The organism is Ralstonia sp. TCR112, assembly GCF_007997035.1.
Classification (GTDB): domain Bacteria; phylum Pseudomonadota; class Gammaproteobacteria; order Burkholderiales; family Burkholderiaceae; genus Ralstonia; species Ralstonia edaphi.
The window spans coordinates 1-614 of the sequence record NZ_VOSS01000209.1 but is presented as its reverse complement, the minus strand read 5'-3'; the positions used below and the strand labels follow the sequence as shown (position 1 = coordinate 614).

The 614-nt window shown below is 66.6% G+C and carries 1 protein-coding gene; it reads right to left on the bottom strand.

Annotation, left to right across the window (positions count from 1 at the left end):
- A partial coding sequence (locus FUT88_RS25325; protein WP_147219306.1) for an LLM class flavin-dependent oxidoreductase occupies positions 1-572 on the bottom strand: 572 nt, incomplete at its 3' end.
- Between the last annotated feature and the right edge of the window lie 42 nt (positions 573-614).

Below are 614 nucleotides of genomic sequence, written 5' to 3'. Positions count from 1 at the left end.
TGCGCCGCCCCCTGCCGGCCAATGTGATACGCCGCCTCTCGCCGCAGGATCGCCACATGGATCGGCACGCGGGCCTGCACCGGCAGAACGTTGAGGCGCACGTCGCGCAGCGTGTGGAACTGGCCCGCGTGATGCACGCGCTCGCCGGAAAGCAGGCGCTCGACAAGCATCAGCGCTTCGTCAAAGCGCTCGCGCTTGACGGCGGGGTCGACGTCGTAGCCTTCGAACTCGTGCTTGAGGTAGCCCGAGCCCACGCCCAGCGACAACCGCCCGCCCGAAAGCGCATCGACCATCGCGTAGTTCTCGGCTACCGTGGCCGGATGATGGAAGGTCAGGATCGAGATGGCCGTGCCCAGTCGCAGGCGTTGCGTCTGCGCGGCCAGATGCGACAGAAAGACTGCGGGGTTGGGAACGGCGCCGTACTCGTGAAAGTGATGCTCGGCCACCCAGAAGGTGTCGTAGCCGAGCGCTTCGGCGTGGCGCGCCTGGGCGATGACGTCTGCGTAGAGTTGCGGCAGACTGCGGGGCCGGTCGGGGTAATGGTCCTGCACGGAAAAGATCGACAGCTTCATGGCGTCTCCCGGTTTCGAGGTCTTTTCCAGCGCGCAGGCCGC